At 60.3% G+C, this 19843-nt stretch carries 20 protein-coding genes; 2 read left to right on the forward strand and 18 right to left on the reverse strand.

Annotation, left to right across the window (positions count from 1 at the left end; genetic code table 11):
* Positions 1–14 precede the first annotated feature (14 nt).
* From GV818_RS09050 to GV818_RS09065, 4 genes are read right to left on the reverse strand one after another with little or no spacing between them, the layout of a single operon-like run.
* Positions 15–881, reverse strand: a complete 867-nt coding sequence (locus tag GV818_RS09050) for an alpha/beta hydrolase (protein WP_161758330.1) — start codon at positions 879–881, stop codon at positions 15–17.
* Positions 878–2272 carry an aspartate aminotransferase family protein gene (locus GV818_RS09055; protein WP_161758331.1) on the reverse strand — a complete coding sequence of 465 codons (1395 nt, stop codon included), beginning with the start codon at positions 2270–2272 and terminating at the stop codon, positions 878–880. Before GV818_RS09055 ends, GV818_RS09050 begins: the two co-directional genes overlap by 4 nt.
* A complete protein-coding gene (locus GV818_RS09060) occupies positions 2265–2960 on the reverse strand; it encodes an MtnX-like HAD-IB family phosphatase (RefSeq protein ID WP_161758332.1) in 696 nt (231 codons plus the stop codon). Before GV818_RS09060 ends, GV818_RS09055 begins: the two co-directional genes overlap by 8 nt.
* On the reverse strand, positions 2935–3192 hold the full coding sequence (locus tag GV818_RS09065; RefSeq protein ID WP_161758333.1) for a hypothetical protein: 258 nt from the start codon (positions 3190–3192) through the stop codon (positions 2935–2937). The genes GV818_RS09060 and GV818_RS09065 overlap by 26 nt, the downstream gene beginning before the upstream one ends.
* Here GV818_RS09065 and GV818_RS09070 point away from each other — a divergent pair.
* Together GV818_RS09070 and GV818_RS09075 are read left to right on the forward strand one after the other, a co-directional pair.
* Positions 3191–3961, forward strand: a complete 771-nt coding sequence (locus GV818_RS09070; RefSeq protein ID WP_161758334.1) for a MipA/OmpV family protein — start codon at positions 3191–3193, stop codon at positions 3959–3961. The two genes, GV818_RS09065 and GV818_RS09070, sit on opposite strands and share 2 nt — an antisense overlap.
* A gap of 137 nt (positions 3962–4098) precedes the next feature.
* The gene (locus tag GV818_RS09075) at positions 4099–4959 is read left to right on the forward strand and encodes a fatty acid desaturase family protein (RefSeq protein WP_161758335.1); all 861 of its coding nucleotides are present in this window, start codon (positions 4099–4101) and stop codon (positions 4957–4959) included.
* Positions 4960–5155: 196 nt separating this feature from the next.
* Here GV818_RS09075 and GV818_RS09080 read toward each other — a convergent pair whose 3' ends face one another.
* The 14 genes from GV818_RS09080 to GV818_RS09145 all read right to left on the reverse strand — a co-directional run bounded on the left by GV818_RS09080 (position 5156) and on the right by GV818_RS09145 (position 19506).
* Positions 5156–5557 carry an EamA family transporter gene (locus GV818_RS09080; protein WP_161758336.1) on the reverse strand — a complete coding sequence of 134 codons (402 nt, stop codon included), beginning with the start codon at positions 5555–5557 and terminating at the stop codon, positions 5156–5158.
* 31 nt (positions 5558–5588) lie between these two features.
* Positions 5589–5963 (reverse strand): transporter, encoded by a 375-nt coding sequence (locus GV818_RS09085; protein ID WP_161758337.1) that lies wholly within the window; start codon positions 5961–5963, stop codon positions 5589–5591.
* Positions 5960–6880, reverse strand: a complete 921-nt coding sequence (locus tag GV818_RS09090; RefSeq protein ID WP_161776388.1) for an arginase — start codon at positions 6878–6880, stop codon at positions 5960–5962. The genes GV818_RS09085 and GV818_RS09090 overlap by 4 nt, the downstream gene beginning before the upstream one ends.
* Before the next feature lie 187 nt (positions 6881–7067).
* Positions 7068–7397 (reverse strand): GlpM family protein, encoded by a 330-nt coding sequence (locus tag GV818_RS09095; protein WP_178124830.1) that lies wholly within the window; start codon positions 7395–7397, stop codon positions 7068–7070.
* A 27-nt stretch (positions 7398–7424) separates the two neighbouring features.
* Entirely contained in the window at positions 7425–8750 is a 1326-nt protein-coding gene (locus tag GV818_RS09100; RefSeq protein WP_161758340.1) for a sigma-54-dependent transcriptional regulator, read from the reverse strand.
* Positions 8747–10648 (reverse strand): sensor histidine kinase, encoded by a 1902-nt coding sequence (locus GV818_RS09105; RefSeq protein WP_161758341.1) that lies wholly within the window; start codon positions 10646–10648, stop codon positions 8747–8749. Before GV818_RS09105 ends, GV818_RS09100 begins: the two co-directional genes overlap by 4 nt.
* A 135-nt stretch (positions 10649–10783) precedes the next feature.
* Positions 10784–11518: an amino acid ABC transporter ATP-binding protein gene (locus GV818_RS09110; protein WP_161758342.1), complete on the reverse strand. Its 735-nt coding sequence runs from the start codon at positions 11516–11518 to the stop codon at positions 10784–10786.
* Positions 11515–12186, reverse strand: a complete 672-nt coding sequence (locus tag GV818_RS09115; RefSeq protein WP_161758343.1) for an amino acid ABC transporter permease — start codon at positions 12184–12186, stop codon at positions 11515–11517. Before GV818_RS09115 ends, GV818_RS09110 begins: the two co-directional genes overlap by 4 nt.
* On the reverse strand, positions 12186–12932 hold the full coding sequence (locus GV818_RS09120; RefSeq protein ID WP_161758344.1) for an amino acid ABC transporter permease: 747 nt from the start codon (positions 12930–12932) through the stop codon (positions 12186–12188). The genes GV818_RS09115 and GV818_RS09120 overlap by 1 nt, the downstream gene beginning before the upstream one ends.
* Positions 12933–13123: 191 nt before the next feature.
* The gene (locus GV818_RS09125) at positions 13124–14038 is read right to left on the reverse strand and encodes a glutamate/aspartate ABC transporter substrate-binding protein (protein WP_161758345.1); all 915 of its coding nucleotides are present in this window, start codon (positions 14036–14038) and stop codon (positions 13124–13126) included.
* 366 nt (positions 14039–14404) lie between these two features.
* The gene (gene glpD, locus GV818_RS09130) at positions 14405–15943 is read right to left on the reverse strand and encodes a glycerol-3-phosphate dehydrogenase (protein WP_161776390.1); all 1539 of its coding nucleotides are present in this window, start codon (positions 15941–15943) and stop codon (positions 14405–14407) included.
* Between the two features lie 281 nt (positions 15944–16224).
* Positions 16225–16980, reverse strand: a complete 756-nt coding sequence (locus GV818_RS09135; RefSeq protein WP_161758347.1) for a DeoR/GlpR family transcriptional regulator — start codon at positions 16978–16980, stop codon at positions 16225–16227.
* Positions 16981–17075: 95 nt separating this feature from the next.
* Positions 17076–18581, reverse strand: a complete 1506-nt coding sequence (gene glpK, locus GV818_RS09140; protein WP_161758348.1) for a glycerol kinase GlpK — start codon at positions 18579–18581, stop codon at positions 17076–17078.
* 76 nt (positions 18582–18657) lie between these two features.
* Positions 18658–19506, reverse strand: a complete 849-nt coding sequence (locus GV818_RS09145; protein WP_161758349.1) for an MIP/aquaporin family protein — start codon at positions 19504–19506, stop codon at positions 18658–18660.
* Positions 19507–19843: the final 337 nt, after the last annotated feature.

Raw genomic sequence — 19843 nt, forward strand, 5'->3', positions numbered from 1 at the left:
GTCTCTTCCTTAAGTCACGCCAGCTGTCGGTAGTCTTCGCGTACGGCGGGTTGGACTACTCGCTGCTGGATGAAGTCTGCGCTCAACTCGATCACTCGCTGGTACTGCAGGTCTACGGTGATCATGTGATAACAGTTGTCGAGGAGGATCTTGGTCACCGATCCTCCGAGTTTGCGTTCTACGTAATCGGCGTTCCAGGTACTGGTGATGTCATCTTCGCTGGAGTGCAGCACCAGGGCCGGTGTCATGATCGACGGCATGCGTTTCTTGACCACAGCGTTCATCCGGTGCAGTTCGCGCACCGTCACGCCCTCCATGGTCAGCAGCCCGGCATTGCTGCTTTCGCCGGCTTTCATCTGCTTCTCGACGATCGCCCGCAGACGCTCGTTCTTGATCCCGTACGGCGGTTTTTCCTCGAAACGGCAGATGTGCACACCAAAAGGAATCTTCATCAGCAGCGGGGTGAGGAACGCTAGCTTGTTGATGCTCCAGCCGTCGTACTTCAGGGTCGTGGAGTACATCAACAGGCCACTGATCTGTCCCGGATGCTCGGATGCCAGGTACATGGACATTACCGCGCCCATGGACAGGCCGCCGACGAACACTTGCTCGTGGCGCTGCTGCACACCAACAAAGGTCTTGCGCACGCCTTCGTACCAGTCCTGCCAGCCGGTGGCCTGCAGGTCGCTGTTGTCCCCGCAGTGCCCAGGCAAGGTCGGTACGTACACCGTGCACGTACCGTCCTTGGCCAGGCCCTGGGCCACCCGACGGAGTTCCGTCGGGGTGCCGGTCAGGCCGTGGATCAACAAGACCCCGACCGGACCCGAGCCGAGAACGAAGCCGGCGTTGCCTTCGCCTAGATCGATCTCAGCCATGCTCATCGCTTCATGGCTCGATCCAGCAGGCGGTCCAGCAGAGCGATGCCCAGATCGATTTCCGCGTAGCTGATTTCCAGCGACGGAGCCAGGGTGATGACGTTCTTGTAGTAGCCGCCTACGTCGAGGATCAGGCCCAGGCGCTGGCCGTTGACTTCGATGTCGCCCTTCATGCCTTCCTCGACCATGTAGTCCAGGGTTGCCTTGTCCGGGGTGAAGCCGTCGGTGGTGCAGATTTCGCAGCGCAGCGCCAGGCCCAGGCCGTCGACGTCGCCGATGATCGGGTAGCGCTTCTGCAGGTCCTGCAGGCCGGCCAGGAAGTACTTGCCCTTTTCCATGACCATCGCGCCGTAGTCGACTTCGCTGGTCATCTTGAACATTTCCAGACCTACCGCAGTACCCAGCGGGTTGGAAGCGAAGGTGGAGTGAGTCGAACCTGGCGGGAACACGCCCGGGTTGATCAGCTCTTCACGGGCCCAGATGCCGCCCAGCGGATTGAGGCCGTTGGTCAGTGCCTTGCCGAATACGATCACATCGGGTTTGACGTCGAAGTGTTCGATCGACCACAGCTTGCCGGTGCGGTAGAAGCCCATCTGGATTTCGTCGACAACCATCAGGATGCCGTGCTGGTCCAGCACGTGCTTGAGCTCGCTGTAGAAGTTCATCGGCGGGATCACGTAGCCGCCGGTGCCCTGGATTGGCTCGACGTAGAAGGCTGCGTATTCGCTCTGGCCGACTTTCGGGTCCCAGACGCCGTTGTATTCGGTTTCGAACAGGCGGGCGAACTGCTGCACGCAGTGGCTGCCGTATTCTTCCTTGGTCATGCCCTTAGGACCACGGAAGTGGTACGGGAATGGGATGAACTGCGCGCGCTCGCCGAAGTGGCCGTAGCGGCGACGGTAGCGGTAGCTGGAGGTGATCGACGAAGCGCCCAGGGTACGACCGTGGTAGCCGCCTTCGAAGGCGAACATCAGGCTCTTGCCGTTGGTGGCGTTACGCACTACTTTCAGCGAGTCCTCCACCGACTGCGAACCGCCGACGTTGAAGTGCACGCGACCGTCGAGGCCGAACTTTTTCTTGGCGTCTACCGCGATCATTTCCGACAGTTCGATCTTGCCTTTGTGCAAGTACTGGCTGGCGATCTGCGGCAGGGTGTCGATCTGTTGTTTCAGGGCGTTGTTCAGGCGTGGGTTGGCGTAGCCGAAGTTGACTGCCGAGTACCACATCTGCAGGTCGAGGTAGGCCTGGTCGCTGGTGTCCCAGACATAGGAGCCTTCGCAGCGGCTGAAAATACGCGGAGGTTCGATGTAGTGAACGGTATCGCCGTAGGAGCAGTACTTGGCTTCTTTTTCCAGAAGGATCTGGTCTTCTGGGGTCGCGATGCGGATATCAGACATGGTGGAAGAGTTCCTGGGTTTCAAGAGAGAAATTGGTCGCGTTGGCGGCGTTGTTCGGCAGTTTTGCCAACAGCGCTGGCAGTTCGGCGAAGGAGTCGAACCGCGTATGGGGAATGGCGTTGCGTTCGCAGTAGTCGGCCAGGCGATCCTTGGCGAAGACGAAGTCGGCGGTGGAGGCCACGCACATGTCCGACTGGCCATCGCCGATCACCAGCACGCGTTTGCCCCGTGGGGTGGATTTGCACTTGCAGTTGCCGGAGGCGGCGCGGCAGGCGTCGCTGGCATAAGGGAAGTCGATGCGCCAGCTGTTGTGGTCGACCTGGCGCAGGCGGTTGGCGAGGATCGGCAGCAGGGTTACGTAGTTGCGTGCCAGGATCCGTGCGATGCCTTGCTCGATGCCGTCACTGACCACTTCGATGGAAGCGCCCAGGCCGATCACGTGATCGACGAAGTCAGGGAAGTCGGGGTCGATTTCGACACTGTCGAAATAGCCCAGCAGTTCGCTGGGCGAGGCCTTGACCAGGGCCAGTTGGCGGCTGAGGCATTCACGGGAACCGATGTGACCGTCCAGCCATTCCTGCTCGATGCTTTCCCAGCTTGGGTCGGCGAAGCGTTGGAGAACGTTATCGATCACGTCGGCGCGGGAGATGGTCCCGTCGAAGTCACATACGATATGCCAGTGCATCATCTGCTGTTACCTGTTGAATAAGAGCGCCTTTGCGCTTGCGGCAGGGGTACAGCAGGGACTGTGCCAAAGTGGTGGGAGCCCAGTAGGGCTGGGGCTTTGGCTGGCGGGCTGAGTGATTTGTAGCTTTCTGGCTACAATTTTTGTAGCTTGCTACAAACAACATCAGTGCTTGCGCCCAAGGGCGGCTCTGATGATTGATGCGCGCATGTTCAGTACAAGGAAACTCATTCATGCCCCGGCTTTCTCTACCTGCCTTATTGACCGGCCTGTTGTCGCTGACCGTCGCCTGCGGCGCTGCAGCCGACTCCGGCATCACCGGCGATCTGGGTTTTGGCCTCGGCTATCAACCCCATGACCCCACGGGCAGCAGCTATGACACCGTGCCGTTGCCGTACATGGATCTGGAATGGGGCGATGTCAGCCTGAGCACCGATGATGGCCTGACCTGGAGTGCCTTCAAGAGCAATGGCTTGAGCATCGGTCCCTATGTCAATTACCTGCAGGGGCGTAACGCCGATGGCGCGCTGCGCGGGCTGCGGGATGTTCGCGACATGGCCGATATCGGCGGTTTTGTCGAATACGCCCCGGATGACTTCTGGCGAGTGTTCGCCGCCGTCGGCCAGGCTGTCGGCGGCGCCGGTGGCCAGGGTGGCCTGCTGGGCAAGCTCGGTGGCGAAATCGGTTATCCGCTGGGCATGGGCATCATTGGTAGCAACGAACTGACCCTGCACTTTGCCGACGCCCGCCAGGCCCAGACGTTCTTCGGGGTCAGTGCCAAGGAGTCCCTGGCTTCAGGTATCGGCCAGTACAACGCTGGCGGTGGCATGCAGAACTTCACCCTGAGCCAGAATTTCCGGTTTCCCCTGGGGGACAACTGGTCGTTGGTGGCCAGCGCCAGCTGGATTCGCCTGGCCAATTCCGCAGCGGACAGCAGCATTGTCCGCGACAAGGGCGAGGTCAATCAGGGCCAGGTACAGACGGCCATCAGCTACAAGTTCTGACGGGGTGAACGCGCGCATCATGGAGTTGCTGCGACGCAGTTGCAGGATGCGCCGGGGTCATCAGTAGGGTCTCACCGGCAAAGCTGGTCTGGCCTTTGCAATAGACGCCATGAACTCAATTTCTCAGGAAGTTCTTCATGGCTCGACCTGCATATCGTCTGCTTGCCTATTCGCTTTGGGACCTGATCCCGATTGCCATGGCCCTGGCGCATTTCTCCTTTGTCCTGTGGCTGGTGCTGGCTTTCCACGAGCTGTCCTGGTGGATCATCCTCCCGGCGGCGCTGCTGTACGCGGTCAGCCTGTCGTGGAGCATCAACAGCATTTCCCACAACCAGATCCATAACGCCTATTTCACCCCGGGCTGGATGAATCGCGCCTTCGATCTGTTGTTGTCGGTGACCATCGGCTTTTCCCAGACTCTGTATCGCGACATCCATAACCGTCACCATCGGGGCAACTCGGACCTGCCGGACGCCAATGGCAACACTGTCGATCCGCTGTCGATCTACCTGCACGGCAAGAACGGTCAGCCGGACAATCCCTGGGCCTATACCTTTCTGAGCTTCTTTCGTGATGATCCAAAGGAGATCTATCAGGAAATGCAGCGCAAGCGTCCCGATGATGCGCGCTGGGTGAAGGTGGAGATCGCCGTGACCGTGGCGTTCTACCTGGCACTGGCCTTTTATGACTGGCACGCGGTGCTGGTACTGCTGCCGTTCTGGTACCTGGGGCAGTCGTTGTCGTCACTCAATGGTTATTACGAGCACTTGGGAGGCAATCCTGACTTGCCGATTGCCTGGGGCGTGAGCTCCTACAGCCCGCTGTACAACCTGATCTGGATGAACAACGGCTATCACGCCGAGCACCACTATCGGCCGAAAATGCACTGGACCAAGGTCAAGGCCTTTCACCGCGAGATTCGCCAGCAGCAACAGGCAGCGGGGGTGAAAGTGATTCCCGTGTCCCATGGGCTGGGCTTCCTGGTTTCTCATCGGTAGCCGCAGCCACCTCTTCAAGGCGCGCAAAAGCGGCGCCCCTTCGATGGCGAATGCAGCTTCGGCAGTGGCAACAAAGGTGCAATCGAGCACCGTGTGGCCGTTGCCGCAGACTGCGATAAATCACGGTGTTGCAAGCCACAGGAGGTTCCTGGAACTCGGGCAACGGCGCGTTCTTGGGGCGTGCTGCAGAGGCGCCTCAGGCTTCTTCGCCCTCGGCCAGCAGGGCGATCCCGCCAATGATCACGAAGACACCTACCCAATGCAGCAGGCTGATCTGTTCCCCCAGACCCAGCCAGGAGCCCAGTAACACCACGACGAACACCAAGGAGCTCAAGGGGAAGGCCAGGGACAGGCTGCTGCGGCGCAGAATCAGCATCCAGACGAAAAACGCGCCGATGTAGCAGGCAATCGCCATCAGCACGCCCGGGTTGAGCGCTACCGCTGCCAACCATTGCAGGTTGAAATTCATCTGGCCCAATTGGTCGCCACCGACCTTGGTGGCGATCTGGCCGGCGCTCTCGAAGCCGATCAGCATGGCCCAGAGCACAATGGTGCCCAAGCGCCCGTGCAGCCAGCCGTGGGAGTTGTTCGAACTCATGAAACGCTTCCTTCTATTCGTTGAATAAGGCTCAGGTACTGGCGATGCAGACCAGCATCACGCCAGCGGTGATCACCAGGGTGCCCAGCCAGCGACGGCGACTGACGGTTTCGCCTAGTACCACCTTGCCGGCCATTACCACGCCGCAATAGGCCAGGGCGGCGGCCGGGAACAGCAGGCTCAGGGGCGCACGGGACAGGGCTTCGAGCCAGACGAAAAACTCGATCACATAGGCGCCAATGCCGCACCACAGCAGCGGTGCGTTGAACACCTGGCCCCAGAATGCATTCAGGCGGAAACCACCCTCCAGCTCTGGCAGGCGGTCGAGGCCGAGCTTGAAACAAAGCTGGCCGATCACGTCCAGGACAATGGAAAAAGCCACCAGCAGAACAACGGTCAACGTCACGGGAACAGCTCCTCGAACAGCGAAATCAGGGCTTCATTGGTTACTGAGTTGCGCAGCAGGTCCTCTTGGCTCCAGCGCTCGGCCGGGGGTTGGTCGGACTTGGCTTCCCAGCGCTTGAAGGCGTTGCTGAAGGCCGGCTTGGCAAACTCGCCACAGATATCAATGCCGAGAATTCGCTTGTGCGCCGCCAGCGCGCGCAGGGCTTGCAGCAGATGGCTCAGGCGCATGCCGCCTTGATCCCAGTTGGTGGCGGCGTCCTCGCTGGCCAGCACGTCCTTGTCGATGGTGATCCACACCGCCTCGGTGGGCAGGCTATCGATCATCTGGGTAAGGAAGGCTTGCCAGTCCAGCCCCGCCAGGTTGCGCCAGTGCAGGTGGTTTTCCTGCTGCTGGTGCCCGGCGCCGTCGCCGACCCGGCCCCAGACCTTGGACGGCGCGTGTTGCCAGGGAAACAACTGCAGCTTGCCGTGTTTCAGCGCGCCGAGGTTACCGCCGCGCAGTTGCGGATTGTGCAGGTCTTCACTGCAGGGGCCGAGGGTGACGATGCGCTGGATATTCGGCAGTTTCAGCGCCCGGTTGACCCAGGAACCGCAATGTCGGCGGGGGGCGAAACGCACCCAGTCCGGGTGATTGTCGAAGTGAATCAGGCTGACCGGCTCGGGCAGGTCGGTGAGGAAGGCCGGGGTCAGGTGGTGATAGTCACCGGAGCCGACAAAGAAGATTTCCGGCTGCGGGCCGCTGTGCCGGGGCCGTTGTCGCAGGCGTTCGGCAAAGTGGCGATAAGTGCGCTCGGTGGACCAGAGCCGCAGCTTGGGGCCCAGGTCCAACAGGTCGAGGCGTCGGGCCTGACCGCTTTTCAGGCGCCGGGCAATGGGCTCCTGGGCGGTCAGGCTGTGGTCGAGATCTAGGATATTCAAGGTGTTCTTTACCCATGGCAGCGCCCTCCAGAAAACTGCGTGATACCGCTCAAACGCAGGCTAGCCGGGCTTTGCCGGGTAAATGCAAGGGTCGGGCCAGCCGCCGATTGTAGGAGCCGGCTTGCCGGCGAAGAACGGTGTCAGCCGCTTCGCGAGCAAGCTCGCTCCTACGGGAGTGGAGGGCGGCTCAGGCGTGGACCCGGACCCAGACGCTGACCAGGATGCTCGCGGCAATCAGCCATCCAACGGTGGCCACTGCCAGGGAGGCTTCCAGGCGTAGGCGATCGACCATCAAGTACAGGGTCGCCAAGTAGACGAAGTAGGGAATGATCGACCACATGCCGAAGAGGATGGTGGTCTTCAGATCATCGACTGTGCGCCCTTTGCCGACGATGTAGTGGGCAATCAGGGCGAAGGTCGGGAACAACGGCACCAGGCCCGCAATGTAGTAGTTCCGGGTCTTGGCCAGGGCCGCCAGAATCACTACCACCGCCGCGCCCAAGGCGGCCTTCAACAATAGATCCATAAGCTATCGCGCCTTGGGTTAGTGGCTCAGGCCGTATTTCTTGACCTTGTCGAACAGGGTGGTCTTGGCCATGCCCAGCTCCTGGCTGGCCTGGGTCAGGTTGCCGCCGCTGCGTTGCAAGGCATCGTTCAACAGGTTGCGTTCAAAGGCTTCCACCGCTTCGGCAAAACCCAGGCCTTGGGCGCTGTTGCTGCCGGACTTCTTGAACGCCGGCAGGCCCAGGGCGAAGCGTTCGGCGACGTTGCGCAATTCGCGCACGTTGCCTGGCCAGTCATGGCTCATGAGGGTCGACAGGGTCTGGTTGTCCAGCTCCGGTACTGCGCGGTCGAAACGCAGGGACGACTGCTGCAGGAAGTGTTCGAACAGCTGCAGGATGTCCTCGCGGCGTTCACGCAGGGGCGGCAGCTCCAGGGTCACCACGTTGAGGCGGTAGTACAGGTCGCTGCGAAATTCCTTGGCTCGGCTGAGCTCGTCCAGGTCTGACTTGGTGGCGGCGATCACTCGGCAATCGACGGCCACGCTCTGGTTCGAACCCAGGCGCTCCAGGGTGCGTTCCTGTAACACCCGCAGCAGCTTGATCTGCAGGTTGATCGGCATGCTTTCCACTTCATCGAGGAACAGCGTGCCTTGGTGGGCGTGCTCGATCTTGCCGATCCGGCGTTTGCCGGCACCGGTGAATGCATTGGCCTCGTGGCCGAAGATCTCGCTTTCGAAGAGGTTTTCCGGCAGGCCGCCGCAGTTCAGGGCCACGAACTGCTGTGGGTGGCGGCGGCTGAAGTCGTGCAGGCAACGGGCAACCAGCTCCTTGCCGGTGCCGGTTTCACCTTCGATCAGCACGTTGGCTGAAGTATCGGCGACGTTGGCAATCAACTCCCGCAGGTTCTGCATGGCCGGCGAGCGGCCGATGATCCGTCCTTCCAGGGAGCTGCGTTCTGCCAGTTGGCGGCGCAGCGAGGTCACTTCCCGGGCCAGCCCCCGCTGTTCCAGGGCGCGGCGAGCCACGTCCACCAGGCGCTCGGGGGAAAAGGGCTTTTCCATGAAGTCGTAGGCGCCTTTCTGCATCGCGCCCACGGCCATGGAAATATCGCCGTGGCCGGTGATCAGTACCACTGGCAGGCTGCGATCCCGGGCCTTGAGGTGGGTCAGCAGTTCCAGGCCGTCGATGCCCGGCAGGCGAATATCGCTGACCACGATGCCGGGGAAGTTGTCTCCGACCTGGGCCAAAGCTTCTTCGGCGCTGCCTACGCCGATGCACGGGATGTCTTCCAGGGCCAGGGCCTGTTGGCAACCCAGCAGGACATGGGGGTCGTCTTCGACGATCAGCACGGTCAGCTCGTTGTTCATATCGGCTCGGCTTGAGTAGGGCTTGCCAGGGGCAAGCTGAGGACAAAGGCGGTACCGCCGCTTGCCGGATGCTCCACCCCCAGGCTGCCGCCGGTGGCGGCGGCGAGGCTGGCAGACAGGGTCAGGCCGAGGCCCAGGCCCTGCTCGCCGGGTTTGGTGGTGAAGAAAGGTTCGAACAGGTGTTTGCGGGCTTCGGGGTCGATGCCGTGGCCATTGTCGCGTACGCGCAGGCGATACTTGCTGTCGTTGAGCTCGCCTTCCAGCCACAGCTCTGGCGCCGGTTGTGCCTGCATGGCATCCAGCGCATTGCCAATCAGGTTGACCAGGATCTGCTCCAGGCGGGTCTGATCGATTTGCAGGGTTTGCTCGGTGAAGTTGCGGTGCAACTGCAGTGGCAGGGGGTCGAGGCGTGCGTTGAGGATCTGCAGGGCCGCATCCACGGCTTTGCCGAGGCTGGCCTGGCCCTGGTTGTCGCCGCGGCGGGCAAAGGAGCGCAGGCTGGCGGTGATCCGGCCCATGCGGTCGATCAGTTCGTTGATGGTCTTGAGGTTGGCGCTGGCGGTGTCCAGGGCACCGCGCTCAAGGAAGCGCACGGTGTTGCCGGACAAGGTGCGCAAGGCCGCCAGCGGTTGGTTGAGCTCGTGGGCGATGCTGGTGGACATCTGGCCGATGGCCGCCAGCTTGCCGGCCTGGACCAGTTCGTCCTGGGCTCGACGCAGGGTTTCTTCTGCTTGGCGGCGTTCGCGAATCTGGCCCTTGAGTCGTTCGTTGCTGGCCCGCAGGTCGGCAGTGCGTTCAGTGATCCGCCGCTCCAGTTGGCTGTTGGCTTCCTGCAGGGCTTCGCGGGCGGCAAGACGGGTGGCTATGACTTTGCGCCGCTCGTTCCAGGCGATCAGCAGAAAGGCCACCAGGGCAAAGGCCACGGCCACCAGGATGCCCTGGTTGATGGCTTCTCGGCGCAGGTCCTGCAAGGGGGTCAGCAGGGTGAAGTTCCAGGGGGTGTCGCTCAGGGGACGGGTCTGGGACAGGTAGCTGACTTCCTTGTCGTCGGACACCAGTTCAGTGTTGGCGGGGAAGGTCAGTTTCTCCACGCCTTCGGCCAAGCGTTCCCGGGCCAGGGGTTCCAGTTCGTTGAGGGGGAACCAGTAGTACTGCAGGCTGCGGGCCAGGCGTTCCTTGGTGTCATCGCTCAAGGGACGGACCGACTTGAGTCGGCGTGTCGGATCGCTGGAAAGGATGATGATGCCGTTTTCGTCGCTGACGAAAGCTTCCAGGCGGGCGCGTTGCCAGCGTTCCTCCAGGGCTTCGAGGCGTACCTTGACCACGGCCACGCCAATGATCTTGCCTTGTTCCTCCAGGCCGTGGGCCAGGTAGTAGCCGGGTTCGCCGTTGGTACTGCCGATGCCGTAGAAGCGCCCGGGTTGGCCGCGTACAGCGTTCTGGTAATAGGCCCGGAACGATAGGTCCTCGCCCAGGTAGCTGTCGACGTCGCGCCAGTTGCTGGTGGCCAACACCCGCCCCGTGGTGTCCATCACATAGATGGCGCGGCTGCGGCTGCGACGGTTCAGGCCTTCGAGGTATTGGTTGACGGTTTGCCGGTGTTCCGGCGAAGGATCGGCGAGCAGCTTGGATACGCTGGATTCCAGTTCCAGCAGGCTCGGCAGATAGGTGTACTTGCTGATCTCACTTTCTACGGCGCGGGCGTGCAGCTCCAGTTGGCGTTCGCCATTTTCACTGAGGGTGCGGATGCCGTTGTGTTCGCTGATCCAGAAGCCGGCATAGCCCAGGCCGATCATCAGCAGAATGACCAGGGGCGGTAGGAACAGGTGGCGGATCAGACGGGGTTTCACGGCAAGTGATGGCGGTGCGGCGCGATAGAGAGTGGGGTCGCATTTCATCACAGATGCCTTGGGTCAACCACTGCACGATTCCTGTAGGAGCCGGCTTGTCGGCGATGAGAGCGTCCCTGACGATAGGGGAGTCAGGTTTGCGCGCCCATCGCTGGCAAGCCAGCTTGTGCAGGAGTGCTGGTTTTAGTGCTGCAGAATCTTCTCGAGGAAATGCTGCGCACGTTCGGAGCGGGCGCTGATATCGCCAAAGAACTCTTCTTTCGGACAGTCCTCGATGATCTGGCCCTTGTCCATGAAGATCACCCGGTTCGCCACTTTGCGGGCAAAGCCCATTTCGTGGGTCACGCACATCATGGTCATGCCTTCATTGGCCAGTTGCACCATCACGTCCAGCACCTCGTTGACCATTTCCGGGTCCAGGGCCGAGGTCGGTTCGTCGAACAGCATGACGATCGGGTCCATGGCCAGGGCGCGGGCGATGGCCACACGCTGTTGCTGACCGCCGGAGAGCTGGCCCGGATGCTTGTGAGCGTGGGCCGCCAGGCCGACGCGATCCAGCAGTTGCAGGCCTTTCTTGGTGGCCTCTTCCTTGCTGCGGCCCAGCACCTTGATCTGCGCGATGGTCAGGTTCTCGGTGATGCTCAGGTGCGGGAACAGCTCGAAGTGCTGGAACACCATGCCCACCCGCGAACGCAGTTTCGGCAGGTTGGTCTTCGGGTCGGCAATCGAGGTGCCATCGACCACGATGTCGCCTTTCTGGAAGGGTTCCAGGGCGTTGACGCATTTGATCAGGGTGGATTTGCCGGAGCCGGACGGCCCGCAGACCACCACCACTTCCCCCTTCTTGACCTCGGTGCTGCAATCGGTCAGCACCTGGAAGTCCCCATACCACTTGTTGATGTTCTTGATAGAGATCATACGGCGAACCTTTTTTGCAGACGCTTGACCAGCAGCGAGGCGGCAAAGCTGATTGTGAAATACACCAGACCGGCAACGATCAGGAATTCATTGGAGCGGCCGATGATGTCGCCGCTGGAGCGCGAGGCGTTGAGGAAGTCCACCAGGCCCACGGTGTAGACCAGTGAGGTGTCCTGGAACAGGATGATGCTCTGCTGCAGCAGCAGCGGGGTCATCTTGCGGAACGCCTGGGGCAGGATGATCAGGCGCATGGTCTGGCCATAGCTCATGCCCAGCGCCTGGGCTGCGCCCATCTGGCCCTTGGGGATTGCCTGCACGCCGGCGCGGACGATTTCGCAGAAGTACGCTGCCTCGAACATCATGAAGGCCACGATGCATGAGGTGAAGGCGCCGATCGGGGTGTCTTCACCGGTGATCCAGCGCAGTACGAACGGCACGGCGAGGTAGAACCAGGTAATCACCAGCAGCAGTGGGATCGAGCGGAAATAGTTGACGTAGGCACCGGCCAGGTTCGACAGCAGCTTGTTGTGGGACAAGCGCATCAGTGCCAGCGCGGTGCCGAGGATGATACCGCCGACCACGCCCATGACCATCAGCTTGAGGGTCATCAGCATGCCGTTCCACAGGCCGGGAATGGCCGGGATGATGCCCGAGAAGTCGAGTTCCATTATTTACCCCCCACGGAGATCAGGCCGGGGACCGATACTTTCTTCTCTACCACGCGCATCAGCAGCATCAGGCTCATGTTCAGGGTGAAGTAGATCAAGGTAGCCAGGGTGAAGGCTTCAAACAGGTTGGCCGAGAATTCGGCGGTCTGCTTGGTCTGGGCCAGCAACTCCATCAGGCCGATCAGCGAGGCCACGGAGGAGTTCTTGAAGACGTTGAGGAATTCCGAGGTGAGCGGCGGAATGATGATCCGGTAGGCCTGGGGCAGCAGCACGTTCCAATAGATCTGCGGCAGCGAAAAACCCATGGCGCGTGCGGCGGATTCCTGGCCGCGAGGCAGGGCCTGGATACCAGTACGTACCTGCTCGCAAACCCGCGCGGCAGTGAACAGACCCAGGCACACGACAACGCTCAGATAGGCCGAGGTGGTCGGGTTGAGGTCCTGCTTGTACCACTCCTGGAGGTTCTGCGGCAGCAGGTCCGGCACCAGGAAGTACCAGATGAACAGCTGCACCAGCAGCGGCACGTTGCGGAAAATCTCCACGTAGACGGTGGCGATGCCCGACACCAGACGGTTCGGCACGGTGCGCATGACCCCGAGGACCGAACCCAGCACCAGCGCAATGATCCAGGCCACCACGGCGATAGCGATAGTCCAGCCTAAACCGGTGATGAACCAGTCGAGATAGGTCTCGCTGCCCACGCCGGTGGACTTGAAGAATACGCCCCAGTCCCAGTTGTAATTCATTAGGGTTACCCCTCAGATCGTTCGATGTACAAGCACCCGCCTGGGGACGTCCGTTCCCGCCTGACGTTGACCGTCAGGCACACGCGATCGGCTCGACAACCACCGGTTCGAGTGTTTCCAAAAAATGCCAGCAGGTAGTGACAGACTCCTGAAGGGGCAGGGCCCCTTCAGGAGATAAGATTAGTCAGGAATCAGGACTTTTTATCGTCAGCCGCTTTGTCGGTCGGGTTGGCGATCAGGGCCTTGAGCTCATCGCTCATCGGGAACATCAGGTTCAGGCCTTTTGGCGGGATCGGCGCTTGGAACCACTTGTCGTAGATCTTGTTGATTTCGCCCGACTTGTAGGTGGCGACAATGGCGTCATCCACGGCTTTCTTGAACGGAGCATCGCCCTTGCGAACCATGCAGCCATAGATCTCGTAAGACTGAGGAGTGCCGGTTACGGCCCAGTCGCCTGGCTTCTTGGCCTTGGCCATTTCACCAGCCAGCAGCGCGTCGTCCATCATGAAGGCTACCGCGCGACCCGACTCCAGCATCTGGAACGACTCACCGTGGTCCTTGGCGGAGATCACGTTCATGCCCATCTGCTTGTCGGCATTCATCGACTTGAGGATGCGCTCGGACGTGGTACCAGCGGTGGTTACCACGTTCTTGCCTTTCAGGTCAGCGAAGTCCTTGTAGGTCGAATCCTTCTTGGACAACAGACGGGTACCGATTTCGAAGATGCCGACGGAGAAGTCGACCTGTTGCTGGCGCTCGACGTTGTTGGTGGTGGAGCCGCATTCAACGTCCACGGTGCCGTTCTGCACCAGCGGGATACGGGTCTGCGAAGTCACCAGGTTGTACTTGACCTTGAGGTCGGGAATGTCGAGGTCTTTCTTGATTGCTTCGACGATTTTCAGCTGGATGTCGTGGGAGTAGCCCACTGGCACGCCGGAAGCGTCAGCAATGTAGGAAAACGGAATGGAAGCGTCGCGATGTCCGAGGGTGATGGTGCCGGACTCTTTGATTTTCTTCAGTGTGCCGGTGAGTTCGGCAGCGAAAACTGGAGTGCTAATCAGAGCGGCAGCGATAGCTGCGCCCAACAGATGGGGAACGATGCGCATCAATATTTCCTCGACATTTGTTTTTTTTATGAAGCCAGTTCGACGGCTCTTTTATACAGCGAATGCCTTGACGGCTCCTGGTGTGTTGGCACGACAGGCATTCGTCGCACAGTGTAGAGCATGAGTCGTGCCAGACCCATTGATAGCGCACAAGTCATTGATTTTGCTTGGTATTAAATATTTATGGCTGGGATTTTTCGTTGATTTTATCCGGTTAACCGAATCGCTTCTGGCTAATTGTTCGGAAAACCGAACGCGCTCCGGCTGCTTGTAGGCGACAGCTTGCTGGTGAAACATTCAACTTATTTGGCCCACAAAAAAGCCCCTGAACCTTCCGGTGCAGGGGCTATTGTCTGCCTGAGATATTCAGGCCGCCTGGATCTTGCGGCGATTGTGTTCGACTTTCTGCAGATAATCCTCCAGCTGCTGCTGTTCTGCTTCGTTGGTGAACAGCCCCAGCTTGCTCCGGCGCCAGAGAATGTCCTGAGCCTTCAGCGCCCACTCTTCGGCGCACAGATAGTCCACTTCGCGGGTGTAGAGGCCGCCACCAAGGTGCTCTCCCATGTCGCTGAGGCTGTGCACACCTTCCAGCAAGCGCCAGGTGCGGCTGCCGTAAGTGGTGGCCCAGCGGCGGGCGATCTGGCTGGGCACCCAGTCGAATTTCTTGCGGATGGCTTCCGACAGGGCTTGTGGTGTAGTCATGTTTTCGCCGCCGGGCAAGGTGGCTTGTGCGGTCCAACTTGGCTTGGCCTGCTTGAAGTAGGGCGCCAGTTGCGCCATCGCCGATTCCGCCAGCTTGCGATAGGTGGTCAGCTTGCCGCCAAACACCGACAGCAGTGGCGCTTCGTTGCCACTGCCGGAAAGGGCCAGGGTGTAGTCGCGAGTCACGGCCGAAGGGTTATCGGATTCGTCGTTGCACAGCGGACGAACACCGGAATAGCTGTGCAGGATGTCGCTGCGGCTCAGCTGTTTCTTGAAGTGTGCATTGACCACTTGCAGCAGGTAATCGGTTTCCCCCTCGGTGATCGCCACCTTGGCCGGATCGCCGGTGTATTCCCGGTCGGTGGTGCCAATCAGGGTGAACTGATTGAGATAGGGAATGGTGAAGACGATGCGTTGGTCTTCGTTCTGCAGGATATGCGCGTGCTCACCTTCGTACAGCTTGGGCACGATCAGGTGGCTGCCCTGGATCAGGCGGATGCCGTAAGGCGACTCCAGCTTCAGGTCATCCTTGATGAACTTGGCGACCCACGGGCCAGCAGCGTTTACCAAGGCTTTGGCGGTGATGGAAAACAGGCTGCCGTCGGTGCGTTCCAGGTCCAGCTGCCACAGGCCCTTGCTGCGACGAGCGCTGATGCAGCGAGTCTGGGTGTGAACATGGGCGCCGTGTTCACGGGCGGCCATGGCATTGAGCACCACCAGGCGCGCATCGTCGACCCAGCAATCGGAGTATTCGAAACCCTTGGTGATTTCCGCCTTCAGGGCGCTGTCGGCGCCGAACTTCAGGCTGCGTGAACCGGCGAGTTTTTCCCGCTTGCCCAGGTGGTCATAGAGGAACAGGCCGGCGCGAATCATCCAGGCTGGACGCAGGTGCGGCCGGTGCGGCAGGACAAAACGCATGGGTTTGACGATGTGCGGCGCCTTGGCCAACAGCACTTCACGCTCGGCCAAGGCTTCGCGTACCAGGCGGAACTCGTAATGTTCGAGGTAGCGCAGGCCACCGTGGATCAGCTTGCTGCTGGCCGACGAGGTGTGGCTGGCCAGATCGTCTTTTTCGCAAAGGAATACGGACAAGCCGCGACCCGCCGCATCCGCGGCAATTCCAACACCATTGATCCCACCGCCGATGACGGCGATGTCGTAAACCTCGGAAAGAGGGCGCGCGGGCAAGGTAGAAGTGGGCATCGACGGGCCTCGTGTTGCTTTGATATTTGAATTCGAACATCAAATGTTCATTTTCGAAAATACTAGCGCATAAGGAAGCCAGCATCCAGCGGCTTTCGATTGAAAAAACTGATCGAAAGGGGCTGAAAAGAAGGTTTTCGAACATTTATAAGGATTAACTGTAGCTGCTGCTGCGGCCACGAGCCGTGTTTCGAGGTGCGGCCAGGACGGCCACGGCAATTGGGAAAGGCCTGAGGCCCAGGGTTTTGTATTTGGGGCCTGGCCCAATCCTGGGCGGGCGGTCAGACCACTTCGAGGCGGATCTTGTGCTGGTGGAGCAATTGGGCCAGGGCTGGCACTGGTTGCTGGTCAGTGACCAGGCAATCGATCAGGCTGATGGGGCCGAGGCGAATCATGGCATTGCGCCCGAACTTGCTCGAGTCGGCGGCGAGGATCACCTGGCGGGCGTTGGCAATGATCGCCTGGGAAACCCGTACTTCCTGATAGTCGAAGTCCAGCAGGCTGCCGTCCTCGTCGATGCCGCTGATGCCGACCAAGGCGAAGTCCACCTTGAACTGATTGATGAAATCGACACTGGCCTGGCCTACCACACCGCCATCACGGCGGACATTGCCGCCTGTGAGCAGCACGTCGAAGTCGTCCTTGGCGCTGAGCATCGAGGCGACATGCAGGTTGTTGGTGATGATTTTCAGATGGCTGTGATTGAGCAGGGCGCGGGCAATGGATTCGGTGGTGGTGCCGATGTTGATGAACAGCGAGGCGTGATCGGGGATCTGCGCGGCCACGGCTTCGCCGATGCGTTGTTTCTCATCACGCATCTGGTCGGCGCGCATGGCGTAGGCGGTGTTTTCTACGCTGGAGTCATAGGCCGCGCCGCCGTGGTAGCGACGCAGCAGATTGACTTCCGCCAGTTGGTTGATATCACGGCGGATGGTTTGCGGGGTAACGACGAACAGCTGGGCCAATTCCTCGATGCTGACGTAGCCGCGTTCGCGAACCAGGTCGAGGATTTGCTGCTGACGGGGAGGCAGATTCATGGGGCGTCCTTTGGGCTGCCGTGCAAAATTTGCCCATGATGCCGTACGAATCTGCTCCCTGCCAGTTACAACCGGATACGAATCCGGCTGATGGCTTATTTGGCCTCCTCGTGGGGCTCCCAGTCGCGGGTGCGGCTGACGGCCTTCTTCCAGCCGGCGTACAGGCTTTCTTTCTCCGCCTCAGCCAGCGTTGGCTCGAACTCACGCTCGATCACTGCCTTGCCCCGCAGTTCTTCCAGGCTGCCCCAGAAGCCGCACGCCAGGCCTGCCAGGTAGGCAGCGCCCAGGGCCGTGGTTTCACGCATTTGCGGGCGTTCCACCAGGGTGCCGAGAATGTCGGCCTGGAACTGCATGAGGAAGTTGTTGGCCACAGCACCACCGTCCACCCGCAGTGCTTTCAGGCGTTCGCCGGAGTCTTGCTGCATGGCGTCGAGTACATCGCGGGTCTGGTAGGCGATGGATTCCAGGGCGGCGCGGATGATGTGGTCCACCCGCACACCGCGTGTCAGGCCAAACAGTGCGCCACGGGCATAGGGGTCCCAGTACGGAGCGCCGAGACCGGTGAAGGCCGGTACCAGGTACACGCCATTGCTGTCCTTGACCTTGTTGGCGAAGTATTCGGTGTCATGGGCATCGTTGATGATTTTCAGTTCATCACGCAGCCATTGCACGGTGGAACCACCGTTGAATACCGCGCCTTCCAGGGCATAAGCCACTTCGCCACGCGGGCCGCAAGCGATGGTGGTGAGCATGCCGTGCTTGGACTTGACCGCCTTGTCGCCGGTGTTCATCAGCAGGAAGCAGCCCGTACCGTAGGTGTTTTTCGCCTGGCCCGGTTCTACGCACATCTGGCCGAACAGGGCCGCTTGCTGATCGCCGGCAATGCCGCCGATGGCAATGCCGCTTTTGGTGCGGCCGTAGATTTCCGAGGAGGACTTCACTTCCGGCAGAATTTCCCGTGGGATATCCAGTACCTCCAGCATCTTCGCATCCCACTCCAGGGTGTGGATGTTGAAGAGCATGGTGCGCGAGGCATTGGTGTAGTCGGTGACGTGGGTCTTGCCGCCAGTGAATTTCCAGATCAGCCAGCTGTCGATGGTGCCAAACAGCAGTTCGCCGTTGCGCGCGCGCTCGCGACTGCCTTCGACGTTGTCGAGGATCCACTTGAGCTTGGTGCCGGAGAAGTAGGGGTCGGTGACCAGGCCGGTAGTGTCGCGGATGTAGTCTTCCAGGCCGTCGCGCTTGAGCTGCTGGCAGATCTCGGTGCTGCGGCGGCACTGCCAGACGATGGCGTTGTAGATCGGCCGGCCGGTGCTCTTGTCCCAGACCACAGTGGTTTCACGTTGGTTGGTGATGCCAATGGCAGCCACCTGATCGTGATGCAGGCCGGCTTGTGCCAGGGCCTCGACCATCACTGCGCTCTGGGTGGCGAAGATTTCCATTGGGTCATGCTCGACCCAGCCGGCCTGTGGGTAATGCTGGGCGAATTCACGCTGAGCAGTGCAGACCACGTTGGCGTCGCGATCGAAAATGATCGCCCGGGAGCTGGTCGTACCCTGATCAAGGGCAATGATGTAGTTCTTATTCTGAATGTCGGTCATGTCGATTGCCTTGGACGAAATAAGGGAGTGAGAACCGGCACGTGATCGGTTTGGGCAGGATCACGCACCGCTGGATTCAGGAAGCTTTTACTTTGCCATCGGTGGCCTGTTCTGCCTCAGGGGCAGGGGCGGCGCTGGGTAGATGACGGGCAATCAACCCGCGATAGGCCGCTGCACCGAGGCAGGCACCGAGGATCGGGGCGAAGATTGGCACCAGGAAATAGGGAATATCACGGCCGCCAGTAAACGAAATTTCACCCCAGCCAGCAAAGAACGTCATCAGTTTAGGTCCGAAGTCCCGCGCCGGGTTCATCGCAAAGCCGGTCAGTGGGCCCATGGCGCTGCCGATCACGGCAATCAGCAGGCCGATCAGCAATGGCGCCATCGGGCCCCGAGGCAGGCCATTGTTGTCGTCGGTCAGGGACATGATCACCCCCATGAGGATCGCGGTGATCACCACTTCCACCAGGAACGCCTGGGCAGTGGACAGCGCCGGGTTGGGGAAGGTGGAGAACACCGAGGCCAGTTCCAGGCTGGCCTGTGAGCCACGGATCATCTGGTGGGCTTGTTCGAAATCGAAGAATAGGTTGCTGTACAGCGTGTAAACCAACAGAGCTGCGCAGAAGGCGCCGGCGATCTGGGCGAGGATGTAGAACGGCAGTTTGCGTTTTTCAAAATCGGCGAAGAGGCACAGCGCGATACTTACGGCCGGGTTCAGGTGCGCGCCGGAGACGCCGGCGGTCAGGTAGATCGCCATGCTGACGCCGATCCCCCAGATGATGCTGATTTCCCACAGGCCGAAGCTGGCGCCCGCGACCTTGAGCGCGGCGACACAGCCGGTGCCGAAGAAGATCAACAGTGCAGTACCCAGGAACTCGGCGATGCATTGGCCCGATAGCGACGGTTGTTGCAGAGCAGTTGTCATTGTGAACCTCGATTTTTGTTGTTGTCTGGCGCTGCTGCAAAAGGCATGGAGCGCGACTTCCAACGAAGAGGGAATCCCCATTCCGACCTCGTCTTGCTACGGGGTGCAACTTTGGATCTGTCGCATCATATTCAGAAACGAAAAAATATAGACAAGAAACACCGCTGTCAAAGGTCGAAAGTGAACTAGTGGTCATTTTATAGATATCAATCAAATGAATGATTCCGGGGGCTGGTTCCGTGAGTGATAGGAACCCTCGCTCCCCAAGACTCAAGGGGCGGTTATCAAGGCTTGTAATAGAGCCTTTTGCTGATGAATGGCCTAAAATCCGTGGGCT

It is taken from the genome of Pseudomonas sp. Fl4BN1, assembly GCF_009908285.1.
Classification (GTDB): domain Bacteria; phylum Pseudomonadota; class Gammaproteobacteria; order Pseudomonadales; family Pseudomonadaceae; genus Aquipseudomonas.